The organism is Streptomyces sp. NPDC001220 (genome assembly GCF_053597895.1).
The window spans coordinates 485,035-502,729 of record NZ_JBSFJE010000002.1 but is presented as its reverse complement, the minus strand read 5'-3'; the positions used below and the strand labels follow the sequence as shown (position 1 = coordinate 502,729).

The 17,695-nt window shown below is 69.8% G+C and carries 15 protein-coding genes; 4 read left to right on the top strand and 11 right to left on the bottom strand.

The window, feature by feature from the left end:
* Positions 1–234: 234 nt before the first annotated feature.
* Both ACWDGI_RS06810 and ACWDGI_RS06805 read right to left on the bottom strand, forming a co-directional pair.
* A complete protein-coding gene (locus ACWDGI_RS06810; protein WP_450756066.1) occupies positions 235–1,407 on the bottom strand; it encodes a helix-turn-helix domain-containing protein in 1,173 nt (390 codons plus the stop codon).
* A 377-nt stretch (positions 1,408–1,784) separates the two neighbouring features.
* Positions 1,785–2,153, bottom strand: coding sequence for a hypothetical protein (locus ACWDGI_RS06805; RefSeq protein WP_450756064.1), 369 nt, complete (start codon positions 2,151–2,153; stop codon positions 1,785–1,787).
* A 363-nt stretch (positions 2,154–2,516) separates the two neighbouring features.
* On the opposite strand from ACWDGI_RS06805, the gene ACWDGI_RS06800 reads away from it, so the two are divergent.
* Complete coding sequence (locus tag ACWDGI_RS06800) at positions 2,517–3,044, top strand: universal stress protein (protein ID WP_384998628.1); 528 nt, start codon at positions 2,517–2,519, stop codon at positions 3,042–3,044.
* A gap of 154 nt (positions 3,045–3,198) precedes the next feature.
* On the top strand, positions 3,199–3,765 hold the full coding sequence (locus ACWDGI_RS06795) for a GPR1/FUN34/YaaH family transporter (RefSeq protein ID WP_450756062.1): 567 nt from the start codon (positions 3,199–3,201) through the stop codon (positions 3,763–3,765).
* Between the two features lie 228 nt (positions 3,766–3,993).
* Here ACWDGI_RS06795 and glmS read toward each other — a convergent pair whose 3' ends face one another.
* Positions 3,994–5,811 carry a glutamine--fructose-6-phosphate transaminase (isomerizing) gene (gene glmS / locus ACWDGI_RS06790; protein WP_450756060.1) on the bottom strand — a complete coding sequence of 606 codons (1,818 nt, stop codon included), beginning with the start codon at positions 5,809–5,811 and terminating at the stop codon, positions 3,994–3,996.
* A gap of 20 nt (positions 5,812–5,831) precedes the next feature.
* Complete coding sequence (locus ACWDGI_RS06785) at positions 5,832–6,089, bottom strand: hypothetical protein (protein WP_362574145.1); 258 nt, start codon at positions 6,087–6,089, stop codon at positions 5,832–5,834.
* 165 nt (positions 6,090–6,254) lie between these two features.
* Between ACWDGI_RS06785 and ACWDGI_RS06780 the strand changes: the two genes are divergently transcribed.
* Positions 6,255–7,820, top strand: a complete 1,566-nt coding sequence (locus ACWDGI_RS06780; RefSeq protein WP_450756058.1) for a purple acid phosphatase family protein — start codon at positions 6,255–6,257, stop codon at positions 7,818–7,820.
* Positions 7,821–7,842: 22 nt separating this feature from the next.
* On the opposite strand, the gene ACWDGI_RS06775 is transcribed toward ACWDGI_RS06780, so the two are convergent.
* Entirely contained in the window at positions 7,843–8,703 is an 861-nt protein-coding gene (locus tag ACWDGI_RS06775; RefSeq protein ID WP_450756056.1) for a DUF4429 domain-containing protein, read from the bottom strand.
* Between the two features lie 108 nt (positions 8,704–8,811).
* On the opposite strand from ACWDGI_RS06775, the gene ACWDGI_RS06770 reads away from it, so the two are divergent.
* On the top strand, positions 8,812–10,440 hold the full coding sequence (locus tag ACWDGI_RS06770; RefSeq protein WP_450756055.1) for a beta-N-acetylhexosaminidase: 1,629 nt from the start codon (positions 8,812–8,814) through the stop codon (positions 10,438–10,440).
* A gap of 64 nt (positions 10,441–10,504) precedes the next feature.
* On the opposite strand, the gene ACWDGI_RS06765 is transcribed toward ACWDGI_RS06770, so the two are convergent.
* The 6 genes from ACWDGI_RS06765 to ACWDGI_RS06740 all read right to left on the bottom strand — a co-directional run bounded on the left by ACWDGI_RS06765 (position 10,505) and on the right by ACWDGI_RS06740 (position 17,573).
* A complete protein-coding gene (locus ACWDGI_RS06765; RefSeq protein WP_450756054.1) occupies positions 10,505–12,274 on the bottom strand; it encodes an IucA/IucC family protein in 1,770 nt (589 codons plus the stop codon).
* Positions 12,271–12,813: a GNAT family N-acetyltransferase gene (locus tag ACWDGI_RS06760; RefSeq protein WP_450756052.1), complete on the bottom strand. Its 543-nt coding sequence runs from the start codon at positions 12,811–12,813 to the stop codon at positions 12,271–12,273. The genes ACWDGI_RS06765 and ACWDGI_RS06760 overlap by 4 nt, the downstream gene beginning before the upstream one ends.
* Entirely contained in the window at positions 12,810–14,087 is a 1,278-nt protein-coding gene (locus ACWDGI_RS06755) for a lysine N(6)-hydroxylase/L-ornithine N(5)-oxygenase family protein (protein WP_450756050.1), read from the bottom strand. The genes ACWDGI_RS06760 and ACWDGI_RS06755 overlap by 4 nt, the downstream gene beginning before the upstream one ends.
* Entirely contained in the window at positions 14,071–15,513 is a 1,443-nt protein-coding gene (desA, locus tag ACWDGI_RS06750; protein WP_450756048.1) for a lysine decarboxylase DesA, read from the bottom strand. Before desA ends, ACWDGI_RS06755 begins: the two co-directional genes overlap by 17 nt.
* A 126-nt stretch (positions 15,514–15,639) precedes the next feature.
* The gene (locus tag ACWDGI_RS06745; protein WP_450756046.1) at positions 15,640–16,473 is read right to left on the bottom strand and encodes a siderophore-interacting protein; all 834 of its coding nucleotides are present in this window, start codon (positions 16,471–16,473) and stop codon (positions 15,640–15,642) included.
* Positions 16,474–16,523: 50 nt separating this feature from the next.
* Positions 16,524–17,573, bottom strand: a complete 1,050-nt coding sequence (locus tag ACWDGI_RS06740) for an ABC transporter substrate-binding protein (RefSeq protein ID WP_450756044.1) — start codon at positions 17,571–17,573, stop codon at positions 16,524–16,526.
* Positions 17,574–17,695: the final 122 nt, after the last annotated feature.

The window sequence follows — 17,695 nt, the reverse complement described above, 5'->3', positions numbered from 1 at the left end:
CGGCCTCGTCCACGGACGCCGGACGGGCGGAAAGGGGTGGCCGAGCGCCGTCGCCTTCGACCGCCGGGCGGTCGGGGCGCGGTGGCTGGGCGCCGCCGTTCCTGGGCACCAGACGGCCGGAAGGGGCGGTTGAGAGCCGTCGTCGGCCCCACCCCTTGTCCTACCGGGTCGGGTGGCGGCCGGACGAAGGGCCGGGGCCTGCCCACCCGAGGGTGTCGGGTGGGCAGGCCTGCGTCAGCTGCCCGTGCGGGGCCCCGGCAGGCTGGCCGAGAGGCCTACCGCCGCTGTCCTGCGGGTCTGCATCGGGAGTACCCCCTCGGGGTACTGGACCGTCAGCGGGCCCGTCGGTGGCAACGGTGCCGGTTCCGGCGCGTCGGCACGCTCGGACTGCGGCCGCCTCGCCCGGTACGCCGCCCGGTACGCCGCCGGGGACGAACCCAGCTGGCGGCGGAAGTGACCGCGCAGGGCGACGGGGGAGCGGAAGCCGCAACGGCCCGCCACCTCGTCCACCGAGTAGTCGGACGTCTCCAGGAGACGCTGCGCCTGGAGGACCCGTTGCGTGATCAGCCACTGCAGCGGGGCACTGCCCGTCAGCGAGCGGAAGCGCCGGTCGAAGGTCCGGCGGCTCATGTACGCGCGTGCCGCCAGCGTCTCCACGTCGAACTGCTCGTGGAGGTGCTCCAGCGCCCAGGCGACGACCTCGGCGAGCGGGTCGGCGCCGATCTCCTCTGGTAAAGATCGATCGAGGTAGCGCTCCTGACCGCCCGAGCGGCGCGGGGGAACCACCAGGCGGCGGGCGAGCGCGCCGGCCGCCTCGTTGCCGTGGTCCGTCCGCACGATGTGGAGACAGAGGTCGATTCCGGCCGCCGTACCGGCGGACGTCAGGACGTCGCCGTCGTCCACGAAGAGTTCGCGTGGGTCGACGTGCACCGACGGATAGCGCTTGGCCAGCGTCGGCGCGTACATCCAGTGGGTGGTGGCCGGGCGGCCGTCCAGCAGTCCGGCGGCGGCCAGTACGAACGCGCCGGTGCACAGCCCGACTATGCGGGCCCCTTCTTCATGGGCGCGGCGCAGCGCGTCCAGTGCCTCTTCGGGCGGTGGCGCGGTGATCGATCGCCAGGCCGGTACGACGACCGTGCCGGCGCGTGAGATCGCCTCCAGGCCATGTGGCGCGGTGAGTTCCAGGCCCCCTGTGGTCCGCAGCGGGCCTTCCTCGCCTCCGCACACCAGTAGTCGGTAGCGCGGTACGCCGGCGTCCTGGCGGTCTATCCCGAACACCGACAGCGGTATGGAACTCTCGAAGATGGGGCCGCCGCTGAACAGCAGCACCGCGACGATCTCCTTGCGGCGTCGCCCGGAGAGTTTCCGGGCCGCGGCTTCCGGCGCGGCAGTGGAGTCGTGGCTCATACTGCTAAGCCCCCCTCGGTGGTCGCGGCTCCTCGGTTGTGTCGCTCCTGCACGTTTCCCCTCGGTCCTGCACGAGTCCCCCGCCGTAAGACGTCAAGATCGAATCTACTGGTTCCCGCGGTCTCGCGGTGACCAGTTCGACACGCCGTAGATTGTCGACATGACAACTTGGCGTGAAGCATTCGATCACGAAGCGTTGCACTCACGGGCCGTGCAGGGAAGTACGCCTCGTGGCAGTGGCCAAACCGCGTAGGGTGCGCAGGGTCCCCCGGACCCTTTCCGTGCAGGTGGAACGGGGGTTGGGGGGTGGTCGGGGCCCCTCTTGCACAGGGTCGGGAAGTTGGCTGAAAAGAAGCGTTCCCGTGCGCGGAAACCGGTCAGTCGACCGGTGTACCGCCCCTAGTGTGACGTCCGCCTCCCCGGACCGCTCCGCGGGGGGCCCGGTGCGGCGCCCGATGGGGGGCCCGGTGGGGCGCCCGGTGCGGTGTTCCGTGGGATTTGCCGGGGGGTTTTCCATGGGGTTTTCCATGGGGTGCCGTCCCGTGCTCCGAGCGGCGCAGCAGGTACCGGCAGGCGGCGGTGACGGCGGCCAGGCCGAGGGCGGTGCCGCCGGCGCCGGCCGGCGAGGTGCCGGACCAGAGGAGCACCACGGGGACGAGGACGCAGGAGAACGCGGCCCAGCGGACGACGTCACCCGCGGCGTCCTGGGTGGGGTGCGGGTCGGGTTTCGGGCGCGGTCCGGACATGTGCGTGTCTCCCTGGTCTCCCGGGCGGTGTGCCCCTGCCGCGGCTCCGTGGTGGTGCTGCCGCCGGGTTCAACGCGTGTTCGAGCGGTCGGTCACCGTGCGTGGACCCCGGGCCTGTCCGAATCCTGTGCAAACCGCCTGTACGGGGCAGCAACCATTGCGTTACGGGCGCGGCTCGTGCATGCTCCCTGGAACTCCTAACCGACTCCGGGGAAGGCCCCCTACGGAGCGTGCGCGGGATCTGGGCTGAGGAGGCGTGCCGCCGTACCCTTGGGGGTATGGGGTTGGGAAGATGTTTCCCGGACACAGCTCCGCCGCACACTGTCGTCCCCTCCCACAAAGGATCACAACTCCGAGACAGCCATGGCCGGTCACGAATTCTTCGATCCAGCGGACCGCAAGCGGCCGGTTGCCGACCCCACGGCGGCCGATGCGCTGGCGGCGGAAGAGCCACGCCCTTCCTGCGATCCCGCCTTCAAGCACGGAGTGGTCGTCGGCTTCGACGGCTCCACCTCCAGTGAGCGCGCCCTCGCCTATGCGATCGGGATGGCACATCGCTCCCGCGCCGGGCTGATCATCGTCCACGTCGCCAACCGACTGCCGACCACTGTGTGGGCCGGCTGCGAGCCACCCGTCTTCGTCGACGTGCCGGACCACCGCACCGAGGTGCTCGGTCTCGAACTCGCCTGCGCCGACTACCTGGCCGAGGTGCCCTGGATCCTCGTCGAGCGCGGCGGTGACATCTGCCACGAACTCGAAGAGGTGGGGCGGGAGTACGAGGCCGACGCGATCGTCGTGGGGTCGACCCACGGGATCGTCGGGCGGATCTTCGGCTCTGTCGCGGGCAGACTCGCCAAGCGGGCCAAGCGGCCCGTCGTTGTCATTCCGTAACTCCGCGTTCTCCCAGGTGAGATGCGCCGTGGGTACGGCTCGGCTCCCTTTGTGCGATGCGTAAATCTACTCGTGCGTAGAGGTGTTTGTGCCCTTGTGAAGGGCATATACCGGTCACCGCGCACAACTGCACAAAGCATGAAGGGAGCCCGCCGTGGACAACGACGTCTCTGCGGGAAGCGGAACCACTACCGTGGCCGGCCGACTCGCCCTGGGGATCACCCTGTTGGCGTTCGGCATCGGCACCACCGGCGTGATCGACGACGTCACCACGTCCGACGCCGTGTCAGTCGCCCACTATGTGGGCGGAGTCGCCCTCTTCCTCGTCGGCCTGCTGGCCTTCCGTGACCGTGACACCGTGAACGGCACGGGCTATGTGGCCCTCGGTGCCCTCTGGTTCACCTGGGCCGTCTCGACCGGCTCCAACGCCTCGGCCAACGCGACCGGGCTCTTCCTGCTCCTCTTCGCCCTGGTGGCACTGTCGTTGACCCTCGCGGGCGGTGACACGCTCGGACAGGGCATGCACGCGCTGCTGTTCCTGTCGATGCTGCTGCTCGCTGTCGCGAACTTCGCCGACAGCTCCTCGCTGGTCAAGGTGGGCGGCTGGGTCGCCGTGGCGGCGGGGGCGGTGGCCTGGTACGCCGCGACGGCCGCGCTCGCGCACTGGCCGACGGTTCTTCCGAGGCGGGCTGCCGGCCGGGGGGTGACGGCCACCGGCTGATAGGGCAGCCGACGCCGGGGAGTTGGGCGTCCCCGGCGACATATAGAGCGGACCCCCCGTGGCTTGGTGGCACACGCGGGGGTCCGTTCGGTTTCGTCGGCCCGTGCGGCTGCGTGGGGGTTGCTCGCGCAGTTCCCCGCGCCCCTGAAAAGACCAGGGGCAGGCGCCCCTTTAGAGGCGCGGGGAACTGCGCGACCAGCCCCCACCGGCCCGTGCGGGCAAACGGACCTACTCCACCGTCACCGACTTCGCCAGGTTGCGCGGCTTGTCGATGTCGCGGCCCAGCGCCTTCGCCGTGTGGTAGGCGAGGAGTTGGAGGGGGATGCCCATCAGGATGGGGTCGAGCTCGTCCTCGTTCTTCGGGACGACGATCGTGCGGTCCGCCTTCTCCTGGTGCTGGTGGGCCACCGCCAGGATCTTGCCGCTGCGGGCCTTGATCTCCTCCAGGGCCGCGCGGTTCTTCTCCAGGAGGTCGTCGTCGGGGACGATCGCCACCGTGGGGAGCGCCGGCTCGATCAGGGCCAGCGGGCCGTGCTTCAGCTCGGACGCCGGGTAGGCCTCCGCGTGGATGTAGGAGACCTCCTTGAGCTTCAGGGACGCCTCGCGGGCCACCGGATAGCCCCGGACGCGGCCGATGAAGAGCATCGAGCGGGCGTCGGCGTACTCCGCGGCCAGCTTCTCGATCTCCGCCTCCTGGGCGAGGATCTCCGAGATCTGGCCCGGCAGCTTGCGCAGACCGTCGATGATCCGCTTGCCGTCGCGGACCGAGAGGTCACGGGTGCGGCCCAGGTGCAGCGCCAGCAACGCGAACGCGACCGTCGTGTTCGTGAAGCACTTCGTCGAGACCACGCAGACCTCCGGCCCGGCGTGCACGTACATGCCGCCGTCCGCCTCGCGGGCGATCGCCGAGCCGACCACGTTCACCACGCCCAGCACCCGCGCGCCCTTGCGCTTCAGCTCCTGGACGGCGGCGAGCACGTCGTAGGTCTCACCGGACTGGGAGACCGCGATGTACAGGGTGTCGGGGTCGACGACCGGGTTGCGGTAGCGGAACTCGGAGGCCGGTTCGGCGTCCGCGGGGATCCGGGCCAGCTCCTCGATCATCTGGGCGCCGATCATGCCCGCGTGGTACGAGGTGCCGCAGCCGAGGATCTTCACCCTGCGCACGGCACGCGCGTCCCGGGCGTCGAGGTTGAGGCCGCCGAGGTGCACGGTGGAGAAGCGGTCGTCGATCCGGCCGCGCAGCACGCGGTCGACCGCGTCGGGCTGCTCGGAGATCTCCTTGTGCATGTAGGTGTCGTGGCCGCCCATGTCGTACGACTCGGCCTCCCACTCCACGGTGGTCGGCTCGGCGGTCGTGCGGGTGCCCTCGGTGGTGTAGGTCCGGAAGTCGTCGGCCTTGAGGGTGGCCATCTCGCCGTCGTCCAGGGTCACTATCTGGCGGGTGTGGGTGACCAGGGCCGCGATGTCGGAGGCGACGAACATCTCCTTGTCGCCGATGCCGAGGACGACCGGGGAGCCGTTGCGGGCCACCACGATGCGCTCGGGGAAGTCGGCGTGCATCACGGCGATGCCGTAGGTGCCCTCGATCAGGCGCAGCGCCTGGCGGACCCGCTCCTCCAGGGTCTCCGCCTGGGAGCGGGCGATGAGGTGGACGAGGACCTCGGTGTCGGTCTCGGAGAGGAACTCGACGCCGTCCGCCTCCAGCTTGCGGCGCAGGTCGGCGGCGTTGTCGATGATGCCGTTGTGGACGAGGGCGACCTTCTGGTCGGCGGACATGTGCGGGTGGGCGTTCACGTCGGAGGGCGCGCCGTGGGTGGCCCAGCGGGTGTGGGCGATACCGGCGGTGCCCTTGAAGCGCGCCGGGACCTTTGCCTCCAGGTCCCGGACCCGGCCCTTGGCCTTGACCATCTTCAGGCCGGCCGCCTTCGGGGAGGTGACGACGATGCCCGCCGAGTCGTAGCCGCGGTATTCCAGCCGCTGCAGACCCTCCAGGAGGAGGGGGGCCACGTCACGCTTACCGATGTATCCGACAATTCCGCACATATATAGGTGTTCCGTATTCCTCAGCCGTAGACCATGCGGCGCAGCTGCCGGAGCGTGAGCTCCGGCGGGGCGACCGCCCTGTACTTCAGATCCGCCTCGATCCGTTCGAAGATCTCCGCGTTCACCAGGCCCTCTGCCTGCAGTTCGCGGTGGCGGCGCCGGACGTAGTCCCCGGCCGTCTCGTCGAAGTAGGCGAGCACGTCCTGTATCACCCGCAGCGCCTCGCCCCGGCTCAGGGGCGTGGACCGCGTCAGATGATCAACAAGTTCGTCGTGCACCCGTAGATCCTGGAGTACGGGATGCTGGTTTAGCAAGAATCCTGCCCGATTCCGGGCAACGGCCTGTTGAATCTCTTATGGGGTTCTGTTCGCAGCCTGTCCATCCTGTGTCTTGCGCCACGTCGCTTGTGGAGACGAGTTTCAGACGCCATGGACATTCCTCGTATGGGCGTACCCGATGAGCTCGCCGAGCGCATGAGCATGGCCGAGCAGCACGAGTACCTCCGCGCCAGATTCTCCCGGCGCTCGATGATCAGAGGCGGCGCCGTGACGGTCGGCGCCGTCACGGGCGGCTCGTTCGTGCTGGGCGGTACCGCGCAGGCGGCCGTCCCCACCCAGTCCTCCGCCCCCGCCACCCAGTACGTCGACGGCGCCTACGTGGCGCCGTTCGGCCGGCACCTGGCCTTCGGCAACGACGCCAGCACGGAGATGACGATCTCCTGGCAGGTCCCGGTCGCGGTCAAGAAGCCCTTTGTCCGGATCGGCACCCACGCCTCGCACCTCTCGGTCAAGATCCCGGCCGAGATCCGCACCCTGTACACCCCGGCCGGCGTCGGCGCCAGCGGCGACCACACCCAGTACTACGTGCACGCGAAGCTGGCCAACCTCAAGCCGGGCCGCACCTACTTCTACGGCGTCGGCCACGAGGGCTTCGACCCGGCCGCCCCGCAGTACGCCAGCACCATCGGCACCTTCACCACCGCCCCCCGCAACAAGGAGGCGTTCACCTTCACGGCCTTCGGCGACCAGGGCGTCAGCTACCACGGCCTGGCCAACGACAGCCTGATCCTCGGCCAGAACCCCAGCTTCCACCTGCACGCCGGCGACATCGCCTACGCCGACCCGTCCGGCGCCGGCAAGACCGCCGACACCGGCTTCGACTCCCGCGTGTGGGACCAGTTCCTGGCCCAGACCGAGTCGGTCGCCAAGTCGGTGCCGTGGATGGTGTCCTACGGCAACCACGACATGGAGGCCTGGTACTCGCCGAACGGCTACGGCGGCGAGGAAGCCCGCTTCACCCTGCCCGACAACGGGCCGGACAAGAAGAACCTGCCGGGCGTCTACTCCTTCGTCCACGGCAACACGGCGATCATCTCGCTGGACCCGAACGACGTCTCCTTCGAGATCCCGGCGAACCTCGGCATCTCGGGCGGCACCCAGACCAAGTGGTTCGAGGCGCAGCTCAAGAAGTTCCGCGCCTCGAAGGACATCGACTTCATCGTCGTGTTCTTCCACCACTGCGCCTACTGCACCTCCACGGCGCACGCCTCGGAGGGGGGCGTGCGACAGGAGTGGGTGCCGCTGTTCGAGAAGTACACGGTGGACCTGGTCATCAACGGCCACAACCACCAGTACGAGCGCACCGACGTCATCAAGGGCGACAAGGTCGTCAAGAAGCTCCCGATCGGCGAGACGGCCTACTCCGAGACCGAGGGTGTCGTCTACGTCACGGCGGGCGCCGCGGGCCGCAGCCTGTACGCGTTCACCGCGCCGGACTCCTACGAGGGCCACCTGAACGAGGTCGACTCCGTCGCCTCCTTCATCAACACCAAGGACGGCAAGGTCAACGAGACCGTCGCCTGGTCCCGGGTGCGCTACCTCAACTACTCGTTCCTGCGCGTGGACGTCGAGCCGGCGCCGCGCGGCCAGTACGCCAAGCTGAAGGTGTCGGGCATCGCCGAGACCGGCGACCGCATCGACCACTTCACGGTGGCGCGCAAGGCCAAGTAGGCGGTCACCGGGCAGGCGGTCCTCACATGCGTTTGAGGACCGCCTGTTTGGCCAGTGCGAACTCCTCGTCCGTGAGCACGCCCTCGCGACGCAGCTCACCCAGCTCGCGCAGCCGGCGCAGCAGCGCGTCGTGATCGGCCTCGGGCTCCTGCGCCGCCTTGGACACCCCGGGCAGGGCCGCCGTCGACGGATGCGGCAGCCGCGCCTGCACCGCCGCCGCGACCAGTGCCATCAGCGGATCCCGCTTGAACCCCCACAGCTCCACCGCGTCGGGGTCGTACTTGGCCCGCGCCTTGGCCGGCGCACCCCGCACCCGGAACCGCAGATGGCCGTTCTCCAGTCCGGCGGACGGCTGCCACTCCACGGCCAGGATGTCCGCCAGGGCCAGCGTGCGGGGGCCGGCGGCGGCCTTCACGTCCTCCGCCTTCCAGTTCCACTCCAGGCGCACCCGCTCGCCGTCGAAGGCGGCCGTGCCGTCCCCGGCGGAGACCGACAGCGGCAGCTGCGGACCCGGCAGCAGATACCCGGTCACCGGCGTGCCCGGGACCTGCTCCAGCAGCAGCGCGTCGCGCACCTGGTCCGTGAAGTACTCGGCGACGCCGCACCGGTTGGGCTCCACGGTCAGCCGGTAGGGGTCGTGGGTCTCGGCGAGACGGCCGCCGGTGGCGTGCAGCAGCGGATCGGCGCCGTCCCGCAGCCGCAGCCTCAACCGCCCCGACCTGCGGCCCTGCTCGAACGAGACCCCCGCCAACGCGGCCAGCGGGACGACCAGTTCACCCAGCGTCCGGCGCAGCACACTGACGTTCCTGTCCCGCCCGGGAGTCAGCCGTAAGGCGTCTCCGTCGAAGGCCCAGGTGGCGTCCTTCTGGATGATTTCCGCCATGGGGGGATTGTTCCACCGGAAGTACGGCCGGGTGGTCTCGACCAATCCCGGTCGGTGGTGCATCCTCAGCCGAGTCCCCTGCACCGAGTTCCGCCGAAGGGAGCGCATGTGCGACCGCACCACAGAACGACTCCCCGTACTTTCCGTAGTCCCCGTACTCCCCGCCTGGCCCGCGTCCTCGGGTCCCTGCTGCTGGTCGCGGCGGCCGGCGCCTTCACGGTCGGCGCCACCCCGCCCACGCCGGGGCCCGTTCCGGCCCCGCTCGACCGGGTCGTCCCGGCGCCCGCCTCCGTCAAGGCCGGCGGAGCGCCGTACCGCATCACCCGTGACACCGCCATCCGCGTCGACGGCTCCCGGGAGGCCCGCCGGGTCGCCGAGTACCTCGCGGACCTGCTGCGGCCGTCCACCGGCTACCGGCTGCCCCTGACCACGCACGGCACCTCGGGTATCCGACTCCGCCTCGCCAAGGGCCCGTTCGGCGCCGAGGGGTACCGCCTCGACAGCGGCCGCGACGGCGTCACCATCACCGCCGCCGAACCCGCCGGCCTCTTCCACGGCGTCCAGACCCTGCGTCAGCTGCTCCCGGCGGCCGTCGAGAAGGACACCGCGCAGCCCGGCCCCTGGCTGGTCGCGGGCGGCACCATCACCGACCGCCCGCGCTACGCCTACCGGGGCGCGATGCTCGACGTCTCCCGGCACTTCTTCACCGTGGCCCAGGTCAAGCGGTACATCGACGAGCTGGCCCTCTACAAGATCAACGAACTGCATCTGCACCTCAGCGACGACCAGGGCTGGCGCATCGCCATCGACTCCTGGCCGCGGCTGGCGACCTACGGCGGCTCCACCCAGGTCGGCGGCGGCCCGGGCGGCCACTACACCAAGGCCCAGTACCAGGAGATCGTCCGGTACGCGGCCTCCCGCTACCTCGAGGTCGTCCCCGAGATCGACATGCCCGGCCACACCAACGCGGCCCTCGCCTCCTACGCCGACCTCAACTGCGACGGCACCGCACCGCCGCTGTACACCGGCACGGACGTCGGCTTCAGCTCGCTGTGCGTGTCGAAGCAGGTGACGTACGACTTCGTGGACGACGTCATCCGCGAGCTGGCCGCCCTCACCCCGGGCCGCTATCTCCACATCGGCGGCGACGAGGCCCACTCCACCAGCCACGAGGACTACGTGGCGTTCATGGACCGGGTGCAGCCGATCGTCGCGAAGTACGGCAAGACGGTGATCGGCTGGCACCAGCTGACCGGCGCGCATCCGGTACCGGGGGCGATCGCCCAGTACTGGGGGCTGGACGACACCGGCGCGGACGAGAAGGCCCAGGTGGCCAAGGCCGCGCAGAACGGCACCGGGCTGATCCTGTCGCCCGCCGACCGGCTCTACCTCGACATGAAGTACACCGAGGACACCCCGCTCGGCCAGGACTGGGCCGGTCTCGTGGAGGTGAAGCGGTCCTACGACTGGGATCCGGGCGACTACCTGCCGGGCGCGCCGAGTTCGGCGGTCCGCGGGGTCGAGGCGCCGCTGTGGTCCGAGACCCTCGTGACCAGCGCCGACATCGACTACATGGCCTTCCCGCGGCTGCCCGGGGTGGCGGAGCTGGGCTGGTCGCCGGCGTCCACGCACGACTGGGACGCCTACAAGGTGCGGCTCGCCGCGCAGGCGCCCCGCTGGGACGCCCTGGGCATCGGCTACTACCGCTCGCCGCAGGTGCCCTGGCCTGCGAAGTGAGCTGAACCGGAAAGACCGACGGGCTCCCCCGAGGACCGTACTCGGGGGAGCCCGTCCGCCTGGATCAGAACCCCGCGACGGGATTCTTCAGGGTTCCGACCAGCTGGAGGGCGCCCGACGGGTCCGCCAGGTCCACCATCTGCCTGTTGTTGCGCAGCTGGAGCCGGTTGAGGCAGGACAGCGCGAACTCGGGCGCGAACATGTCGTACTGCGCGAACCGGTCGGCGAGTTCGGGCGCCGACTCCTGGTACTCACGGGTGACCTCGGCGACCGTCCGCCAGAAGTCGTCCTCCGTGAGGACCCCTTCGGCCGCGAGGTTCGCGGCGAGGAAGCGGAAGAAGCAGTCGAAGACGTCCGTGAAGATCGACAGCAGCTTCTTGTCCTCGGGGACCTCGACGCGCAGCCGTTCGACCGCCGGCGGCAGCACCGCGTCCGGGTCCATGACCGCGATCTCCTCGGCGATGTCCTTGTAGACCGCCCGCTGCACCACGCCGTCCTTGAGGACCAGGACGACGTTCTCGCCGTGCGGCATGAACACCAGGTCGTAGGCGTAGAAGCTGTGCAGGAGCGGGGTGAAGTAGGCCTTCAGATAGGCCCGCAGCCAGTCCTTCGGGGTCAGTCCGCTCCGCTCGATCAGCGCGGTGGCGAAGGACGCGCCCTCGTGGTCCACGTGGACCAGGGAGGCCATCGTCGCGAGCGACTCGCCCTCCCGGAGGGACGGCACCGGGCTCTCCCGCCAGAGCGCGGCCAGCATCTTCCGGTACGGCGAGTAGCGGTCGGTCGCCTGCTCGTACTCCAGGTGCCGGTAGCCGACGGCCGCCCGCTCCCGGATGATCGACAGGCCGGTGGACTTCAGCACCGGGTCGTTGTCGATGAGCTGGGCCAGCCAGTCGTTGATCGCCGGGGTGGCTTCCATGTAGGCGGCCGAAAGACCGCGCATGAAGCCCATGTTGAGCACCGACAGGGCGGTCTTGACGTAGTGCTTCTCGGGGTGGGAGCTGTTGAAGAAGGTCCGGATGGACTGCTGGGCCAGGTACTCGTCGTCGCCCTCGCCCAGGCAGACGAGGTACCCGCGGGCGACCTCGGCGGCGAAGGTGACGGTGAGCTTGTTCCACCACTGCCAGGGGTGGACCGGGACGAAGAGGTAGTCGGCGGGGTCCAGGCCCTTCTCGCGCAGGACGCCGTGGAATCGCTCGACGGTCTGCTCGCCCAGTTCGTCCCGTACGAAGGACTCGTAGTCGATGCCCACGCCCGCCGTGAACGCGGCGCGGGACCTGTGGGCCGCCAGCCAGACCAGCCGGACCGGGCTCGCGGTCTCGGGGGCGTACGACAGGTACTCGTGGATGCCGAAGCCGAGCCGGCCGTTGTTGGCGACGAAACAGGGGTGGCCCTCGGTCATCCCGGTCTCGATCGCCTGGAAGCCGGCCCGGGCCAGCTCGGCGGCCGGGAGCTGCGGCTTGGTGAGCTTGTAGCAGGTGCCGGAGAGGGTGGCGGAGATCTCCTCCAGGTAGACCGGCAGGATCTCGTCGCTCAGGCCCAGCGAGTCCTTCAGCTCGATGAAGAAGTCGAGCGCGGTGAGCGGGAGTTCGGCGCCGTCGCGGACCCGGCCGATGGAGTCGGCGTCCACCTGCCAGTGGTCCAGCGCGCGGCGGACGGCGCTGAAGCGGTACCGGGTGAGCCCGTCGTCGCTGCGGACGACGTACGCCTGCCCGTCCTGCTCGGGGGTGATCAGGCGCTCGTGGGCGAACTCGGCGAGCGCCTTGCGTATCAGGAGCCGGTTGGCCTTCTCCCAGCGCTCGGGGGAGAGATGGGCGACCGCGTCCGCGAGGGTCATTCGGACACCGCCTTCTCGAACCGCTCCCGGGTGCAGAAGCTCAGCAACGCCGTTTTCTCCGGCTTCTGGATCTCGCCCACGGGCACGAACCCGACGGCCTCGTTCAGCGCGTGCACGGCCGTGTTGCGCACGTCCGGCTCGACGACGATCCGGCGGGCCGCCGGGTCCTCGAAGAGCTGCGCGACCACGGCGGTGATGACGGCCCTGGTGAACCCGTGCACGGGCGTGTCGGTCGCCGGGGTCAGGAAGTGCATCCCGACGTCCCCCGGCTCGGGCTCGTACAGCCCGACCAGCTCGCGGTGGGCGGGGTCGTACCTCTCCATGAGGAAGGCGGGCTCACCGTCCTCGCCGAGCCCCAGCAGCGCGTGGTGGTGCTCGTCGGCGGCGATCTCCATGTAGGCCCGCTCGACGTCCTCCAGTCTCGCGTCCTGCATCATCCAGTAGGCCGCCTTGGGGTGGGTCACCCAGCGGTGCAGCAGTTCGGCGTCCTCGAGCGGGTCGAGGGGCCGGAAGGTGAACGTCGTGGTCATCGTGGTCATACCGCAAACTCCTGGAAGGCGATCGTCTTCTCCACCGGGTAGTACTCCGAGCCGAGCAGCTCGCGGATGATGTACGCGTTCCGGTAGGGGCCCATGCCCAGGTCGGGGCTGGTGATGCTGTGGGTGTGGACGCCGGCGTTCTGCAGGAACACACCCCGGCCGGTGACGTCGACGGCGTAGTTGCGGGCCACGTCGAAGTTGCCGTGCGAGTCGTAGCGCAGCCGGTCCCGGACGGGCCTGAGGAACTCGGGCTCGGTGTACCGGTAGCCGGTGGCCAGGACCAGGCCCTGGGTCTCCAGCTGGTAGTCCTTGCCCTGTTCCTCCTGGCGCAGGGAGAGGGTGTAGGTGCCGTTGTCGTGGGCAGCCGCGTTCAGGCTGGAGTTGGTGAGCAGCCGGGTGGGGACCGGGCCGCCGAGGCTCTTCTGGTAGAGCAGGTCGAAGATCTCGTTGATCAGGTCGCCGTCGATCCCCTTGAACAAACCCTTCTGCTCGGCGGTGAGCCGGTAGCGGGTCTGCTCGGGCAGGGCGTGGTAGTAGTCGACGTACTCGGGGCTGGTCATCTCCAATGTGAGCTTGGTGTATTCGAGGGGGAAGAAGCGCGGGGAGCGGGTCACCCAGTTCAGGCGGTAGCCGTGGACGTCGATCTCGCCGAGCAGGTCGTGGTAGATCTCGGCGGCGGACTGGCCGCTGCCGACCAGCGTGATCGACTCCTTGGACTGGAGTTCCTGCTTGTGCCTCAGGTAGCGCGAGTTGTGGATGAAGTCCCCGCCGAGGCCCTGGCAGGCCTCCGGGACGTACGGCGGGGTGCCGGTGCCGAGGACCAGCCGGCGGGCGCGGTAGGTGTCGCCGGCGGCCGTGGCGACGACGTACAGCCCGTCGTCGTAGCGCACTTCCGTCACCGTGGTGCCGAAGCGGACGTTGGTCAGCTTGTTCGCGGCCCAGCGGCAGTAGTCGTCGTACTCCACCCGCAGCGGATAGAAGTTCTCGCGGATGTAGAACGAGTACAGCCGGCCTCTCTCCTTCAGGTAGTTGAGGAAGGAGTACGGCGAGGTGGGGTCGGCCAGGGTGACCAGGTCCGACATGAACGGGGTCTGCAGGTGGGCGCCGTCCAGGAACATGCCGGCGTGCCACTCGAAGTCGGGCTTCGAGTCCAGGAAGACGCCGTCCAGTTCGGCGATCGGCTCGGTCAGGCAGGCGAGGCCGAGGTTGAAGGGCCCGAGCCCGATCCCCACGAAGTCATGGGTCTTGGTCGGGTTTTCAGGACGCGCGGTCAAGGGGCTCTCCCAGGTACTGCTCGGCGTGGCCGGCGATCAGATCGAGGACGGCGGCGATGTCGGCCGTCGTGGTCTCGGGGTTGAGCAGGGTGAACTTGAGGTAGTGGCGGCCGCCCACCTTGGTGCCCGCGACCACCGCGTCGCCGGAGGCGAACAGGGCCTTGCGGGCGTACAGGTTGGCGCGGTCGATCTCGGCCGGGTCGGTGACGGCCGCCGGGATGTGGCGGAAGACGAGGGTGGACAGGGTCGGCTGGACGACGACGTCGAAGCGGGGGTCGGCGGCGAGCAGCCGCCAGCCCTCCGCGGCCAGGTCGCAGACCTCGTCGAAGAGCTGCCCGATGCCGTCGGCGCCCATGGTGCGCAGCGTCATCCACAGCTTGAGGGCGTCGAAGCGGCGGGTGGTCTGCAGGGACTTGTCGACCTGGTTGGGGATGCGCTCCTCGACCGTCCGGCGTGGGTTGAGGTACTCCGCGTGGTAGGTGGCGTGGCGCAGGGTCGCGGCGTCCCGGACCAGCACGGCGGACGAACTGACCGGCTGGAAGAAGGACTTGTGGTAGTCGACGGTGACCGAGTCGGCGCGCTCGATCCCGGCGATCCGGTCCCGGTGCTTCAGGGAGGCGAGCAGACCGCAGCCGTAGGCCGCGTCCACGTGCATCCAGACGCCGTACTGCTCGCACAGCTCGGCGATCTCCGGCAGCGGGTCGATGGAGCCGAAGTCGGTGGTGCCGGCGGTGGCGACGACCGCCATGGGCGCCAGGCCGTCGCTCTTGCAGCGTTCCAGCTCGCGGGCGAGGGCGACGGTCTGCATCCGCTTGTCCTGGCCGACGGGGACGGAGACCACCGCGTCCTGGCCGAGGCCGAGCAGTTTCGCCGACTTCTGCACGCTGAAGTGGCTGACCTCGGAGGCGAAGATCCGCAGTCGGGACAGGGCGTCGGTCTTCGCCTCCTCCCGGGCCAGCAGCAGCGCCTGGAGGTTGGACTGGGTGCCGCCCGAGGTGAACACGCCGTCGGCGGCCTCGCCGAGGCCGATGCGGGCGGTCGTCCAGTCGATCAGTTTCCGCTCGATGAGGGTGCCGCCGGCCGACTGGTCCCAGGTGTCCAGGGAGGAGTTGACGGCGGTGAGCACCGCTTCGCCGAGCACCGCCGGGATGACCACCGGGCAGTTGAGGTGGGCGAGGTAGCGGGGGTGGTGGAAGTAGACGGCGTCCCGGAGGTAGACGTCCTCCAGCTCGTCCAGGACCGCGGTGGTGTCGTGCAGCGGCCGGTCGAGGTCGATGCCGTCGATGAGAGGCGCGAGGGCGTCGACGGTGACACCCGTGAACGGCCGGTCGGTGGTGGCGAGTTTGGCCGCCACCCGCTCTACTCCTTCGGTCACGGAGCGGCGGTAGTGCTCCGCGGTCAGGTCATTGAGCAGGTGCGAGCGCATGTGGGGGTCCTCCGGGGACGATCCGAGCGGGGGAGGGAGCGATCCGCTCCACTTAGGTTAGCCTAACCTAAGTAACGCGAGGGGGGTGCTGCCCATCCCGTGACGGACGTCACTTCGGCTTCGTGACTACTCGCCCGCTTCCCGGAGCTGTTCCTCCGTCAGGCCCTGCCGCCAGTAGCCGACGAAGGTGACCCGGCGCCGGTCCACGCCCCGCTCCCCGACGAAGTGCCGGCGCAGTTCCCTGACCCGCCCGGACTCACCGGCGAGCCACGCGTACGGCCGCTCCGCCGACGGGAACCGGGCGCCGCGGACGGCCTCGGTGGCCGTGCCTCCCACCACCCAGTCGATCTCGGCGTCGGCGCGGGTCGCCACGTCCTGGACGTCCCCGGCGTCCGGCACCTCCAGCCAGGCCCGGACCCGGGTGCCGGCGGGGAGGGACTCGAGGATGGCGGTCGCCGCGGGTACGGCGGTCTCGTCGCCCCAGATCAGCACCAGATCGGTGTCCTCGGGCGGCCGGAAGCGGATCGCCCGGTTGTCGGCGACCGCGGGGCCGAGCAGGATCACCCGGTCGCCGGCGGCGGCCCGGGAGGCCCACCGGGAGGCGGGTCCGGCCGGGGTGGCGGGCCCCGGTCCGACCCCGTGCAGCACGAAGTCGATGTCGATCTCGTCCGGGCTGCGGCGCAGCTCCCGGAGCGTGTACGAGCGCATCACGGCCCGTACGTCGTCGGGGAGTTCACGCCAGCCCTGCCACCAGCCCTCGCCGAGCTCGATGGGCACGGCGGGTTCGGTGCGGCCCTCGGCCGGGATGAACAGGGAGAGGGACTGGTCGCGTCCGTCGGAGTGGAAGTGCGCCAGATCGGCGCCGGTGAAGGTGACCCGGACCAGAGACGGACCGAGCCGCCTCGTCCGTACGACCTGGAGGGAGAAGAAACGGAACGGGGCGGCTACGGCCGTCGTCATATGAGCTCCTGAGACTCAGGAAGTTGTGCGGGTGTGCTGCTCGGGCGGGGTCAGCTGACCTTCTTCGCCGTCTCCAGCGCCTTGGCGAGGTTCTCCACCATCGCGACGCACTTGTCGTAGGAGAAGATCGGCTCGGGGGAGCGGGCGATGACCTGGCCGGCCTTGACCGCGGGGAGCTTCTTCCAGGTGGCCTGGGTGATGTCGGCGGGCTGGATGGTCGCCGAGCGGTCGTCCATCATGATCACGTCGGCCTGGTACTTGTCGACGTTCTCCCAGCTCAAGTCCTCGTACCAGCCGCCGCTCTTCTTCAGTACGGACGCCGACGGTTCGACGAAGTTCACCCCGAGGGCCTTGAAGTACTCCAGGTCCACCGAGAGGTTGGTGCCGGAGACGTAGAACAGGTCCTGGGCGGCCGAGCCGGCCAGCACCTTGATGTCGGGGTGCGCCTTGGCGGCGGCGCGCAGCCGGGAGGAGGCCTCCTCGAAGCGCTTCTTGGCGTCCGTGACCTTGCTCGCCGTCATGTCCGCGCCGAGCGACTCGGCGAGGGCCCAGACGCGCTGGAGCGGGACGGTCAGCTGGCGGTCGTAGGCCGAGATGCCGACGCTCGGGGCGAGCTTGGCGATCTTGTCCTTGGACTCGTCCGGGACGTACCAGAGGGTGCCGGCGCCGTCGAACATCGTGGTGATGAGGGCCTGGGGGGCGAGGGCCGCGTACTTCTCGACGTTGAACTGGCCCCAGGTGTTGCCGAGGACGGTCACCTTGCTGATGTCCATGTCGCCGGCCTGGACGTCGGCCTTGCCGTCCTTGGTCTGCGTCGGGCCGAACACGCCCTTGACGTCGATGCCGTAGTCGTACAGCGCGGCGGCGACGCCGACGAAGGCGACGATGTCGGCCGGGACCTTGTCCAGCTTCACCGTGGTCCCGCGGTCGTCCTTGAAGGTCCAGGGGCCGGACCTGGCGGCCGTCGTCTCCTTGTCGGAGGAACCACCGCTTTTCGCGTCGTCGTCCCCGCAGGCGGCGAGCACGGCACCGAGGCCGAGGGCGCCACCGGCGGCGAGGATGCCGCGGCGAGTGAGGTGGGCTGCTCTGACGTTGGACATAGGTGTGGCTGCTTTCGGACGTGCGGAAACACCGCCGGACAAGTCGTTTCTTAGGTTAGCCTAACCTCAGATCTTGTCCTGGGCCACCCCTCGGACCTCCCGCGCGAGCCGGGTTCGCACAT